This window comes from Sphaerospermopsis kisseleviana CS-549 (assembly GCF_028329225.1).
Lineage (GTDB): Bacteria > Cyanobacteriota > Cyanobacteriia > Cyanobacteriales > Nostocaceae > Sphaerospermopsis > Sphaerospermopsis kisseleviana.
The window spans coordinates 1-3,398 of record NZ_JAQMTI010000213.1; the positions used below are offsets into that span (position 1 = coordinate 1).

General features: G+C 43.1%; 2 protein-coding genes. One reads left to right on the forward strand and one right to left on the reverse strand.

What is annotated here, in order from left to right; genetic code table 11:
• Positions 1 to 119: 119 nt before the first annotated feature.
• Entirely contained in the window at positions 120 to 416 is a 297-nt protein-coding gene (locus PN497_RS17230; RefSeq protein ID WP_096567096.1) for a DUF3288 family protein, read from the reverse strand.
• A 245-nt stretch (positions 417 to 661) separates the two neighbouring features.
• Here PN497_RS17230 and PN497_RS17235 point away from each other — a divergent pair, with 245 nt between their 5' ends.
• Positions 662 to 3,112, forward strand: a complete 2,451-nt coding sequence (locus PN497_RS17235; protein WP_096567098.1) for an ATP-dependent Clp protease ATP-binding subunit — start codon at positions 662 to 664, stop codon at positions 3,110 to 3,112.
• The last annotated feature ends 286 nt before the right edge of the window (positions 3,113 to 3,398 follow it).

Here is a 3,398-nt window from a genome sequence, read left to right on the forward strand (position 1 = left end):
GGTGACTGGTGACTGGTGACTGGTGACTCCTACCTCCTGCCTTCTGCCTCCTGCCTCCTGACTCCTTGAACTCCTGACTCCTTGAACTCCTGACTCCTTGAACTCCTGACTCCTTGTAATTAATTCCAATCTTCCTCTTCCTTCTTCCCGCGACTTTTATAAATGCCTCCAACTTGATGTATTTCACGGGTTTTGGCAAAAAGTTCCGCTTCCGTTAAACCCCAACGTTGCAAAACTTTATCTAAGTCTTGTTGAATGTCCCGTGCGCCAGGAAAGCCTTGATAGCGTATTCTCATCCGAGCTAATTCAGCTAAATTGTAATCTGTTGCCTCCTGAGAGAGTAAACTATTAATAAGAGGGCGATCGCGGTTGTAGAGTGGATGCTGTTGATCTTTACTTGCGGAAGATTCTGTCATAAATTTTACCGATGATAGGATTTCACTTTACCCAAGTTGACAGGCTCAACAGTTGCCAGAATAGCCAAATTTTTAGCCATAACTGGCAAATGACGGCTACTACACCTGAGCTAATTACGGCTCTCACCACTGCCATCCAATTTTAAATAAAGATACATTATCTTTAAGAAAATACAATAAACTTTAGATCAGGGTGAACCTTTAGATCACCCAAAGTCCAAGCAGCAAGGGAGCAAGAACCCGCTATGTTTGAACACTTCACGTCCGAAGCCATCAGGGTAATTATGTTAGCTCAGGAGGAAGCACGCCGCCTGGGACATAACTTTGTCGGTACAGAACAAATTCTCCTGGGTTTAATGGGAGAAGGAACAGGGGTTGCTGCTAAAGTGCTGGCTGAATTAGGCATTAACCTGAAAGATGCGCGTCGGGAAGTAGAAAAAATTATTGGTCGGGGTTCTGGTTTTGTCCCACCGGAAATTCCTTTTACACCAAAAGTAAAAAGTCTATTTGAGCAGTCCTTCAGAGAAGCTCATGGTCTTGGACACAATTACATAAACACTGAACATTTATTGTTAGGTTTAACTGAGGCGGGGGAAGGAGTAGCCGCCAAAGTATTGCAAAATCTCGGTGTTGACCTGCAAACTATCCGCAATGCTGTGATGAGTGTGTTAGGTGAAGATAACACAGTTTTTGCTGGTGGCGGACGCAATACCAGACGTAATCAAAATCTGAGTATAGAAGAATTTGGGCGTAATCTCACCAAATTAGCTCAAGAAGGCAGATTAGATCCGGTAGTGGGTCGGCAAAATGAAATTGAGCGCACTGTACAAATTCTCGGTCGTCGTACCAAAAATAACCCGGTGTTAATTGGTGAACCTGGTGTTGGCAAAACTGCGATCGCCGAAGGTTTAGCTCAACGCATCATTAACCAAGACGTTCCTGAAGTATTACTGGACAAAGAAGTAATTAGTCTGGATATGGGTTTACTGGTGGCAGGAACTCGCTTCCGGGGCGACTTTGAAGAACGTCTGAAAAAAATCATGGATGAAATTCGCTCCGTCGGTAATATCATCCTGGTAATTGATGAAATTCATACCCTCGTCGGCGCTGGTGGTACAGAAGGCGGTTTAGATGCGGCTAACATCCTCAAACCCGCATTAGCTAGAGGTGAACTGCAATGTATTGGTGCAACTACCTTAGATGAATACCGTAAATACATTGAACGGGATGCAGCGTTAGAGAGACGTTTTCAACCGATTTTAGTCGGAGAACCATCAGTAGCAGAAACTATTGAAATTCTCTATGGTTTGCGCGGTGCGTATGAACAACACCACAAAGTTACCATTGCTGATGATGCAATAATAGCAGCAGCACAGTTATCAGATCGTTATATTAGCGATCGCTTCTTACCAGATAAAGCCATAGACTTAATAGATGAAGCCGGTTCTCGTGTGCGTTTACGTCACTCCCGCATCATCAACAACAAAGAACTGAAACTGCAACTGAAAAACGTCAGCAAAGAAAAAGCAGAAGCTATCAGAGTTCAAGACTTTGGTAAAGCTAGTAAACTGCGTCAAGAAGAAATAGAACTGCAAACCAAACTTGACCTAGAAGAAAACCTGCAAACTCTCAACATTCCCAGCGTTGACGAAGAAGACATTGCGGAGATCGTCGCTTCTTGGACAGGTGTACCAGTAAATAAACTAACTGAATCTGAATCAGAGTTATTACTACACTTGGAAGACACCCTACATACACGCCTGATCGGTCAAGAACAAGCAGTTACAGCCGTTTCTCGCGCTATTCGTCGCGCCCGTGTGGGTTTAAAAAATCCTAATCGCCCCATCGCCAGCTTTATTTTCTCTGGTCCCACAGGGGTAGGTAAAACCGAACTAGCCAAAGCATTAGCGGCTTATTTCTTCGGTTCGGAAGATTCCATGATTCGCTTAGATATGTCCGAATACATGGAAAGTCACAATGTTTCCAAACTCATCGGTTCACCTCCAGGTTATGTAGGCTACGACGAAGGCGGACAACTAACAGAAGCAGTACGCCGCAAACCCTACACAGTGCTACTTTTCGACGAAATCGAAAAAGCCCATCCCGATGTATTCAATATGCTGCTGCAACTTTTAGATGATGGTCATCTTACGGATGCCAAAGGTCGAAAAGTAGACTTCAAGAACACCTTAATTATCTTGACATCTAACATTGGTTCTAAGGTAATTGAAAAAGGTGGTATGAGTTTAGGATTTGAATTTGATAACCAAGCTGATGCAAGTTATCAACGTATCCGCAACTTGGTAAACGAAGAACTGAAAAATTACTTCCGTCCTGAGTTCTTAAACCGTCTTGATGAAATTATCGTCTTCAGTCAGTTGAACAAGGAAGAAGTCAAGCAAATTGCTGACATCATGCTAGGTGAGGTTGCTAACCGCTTAACTGAAAAAGGCATCAAATTAGAAGTCACAGCAGCCTTTAAGGAACTGGTAGTCAGAGAAGGTTATGATCCTAGTTATGGTGCTAGACCTTTACGCAGGGCTATTATGAGACTTTTGGAAGACTCCTTAGCTGAGGCTATTTTATCTAGTCAGATCATCGAAGGTGATACAGCTATTATGGATGTAGATGATGATGGCCAGGTGAAAGTCAGAAAAGCAGAAACCCGCGAGTTACTGTTAACTAAAGTTGGTTAATTTTGAATAACATATTGACCCTGAAACGAGACGCAAGCCCCTGACTTTTAGACATGGGGATAAGTCGATAGCGACTTTAGTCGCATTAAAACGATTGACTGGCTTTAGCCACAGTGGTATAATAGTGAAAAAGTGAGTAAAAAAACATCTACGTGAAGAAACATCCTAGTGCGGAGAAATCCCGGCAACGGACATATCCAACTTGATTTGGAATAGTTAAAGGGCAAATAATGGCAGGATGTTGAGCGTACCTAACTGGCATTGTGATGGACTCACCAAAGCAAAA

Coding starts and splice junctions, on each gene's coding strand:
- PN497_RS17235 (WP_096567098.1), top strand. CDS start 662: ATGTTTGAACACTTCACGTCCGAAGCCATCAGGGTAATTATGTTAGCT.
- PN497_RS17230 (WP_096567096.1), bottom strand. CDS start 416: ATGACAGAATCTTCCGCAAGTAAAGATCAACAGCATCCACTCTACAAC.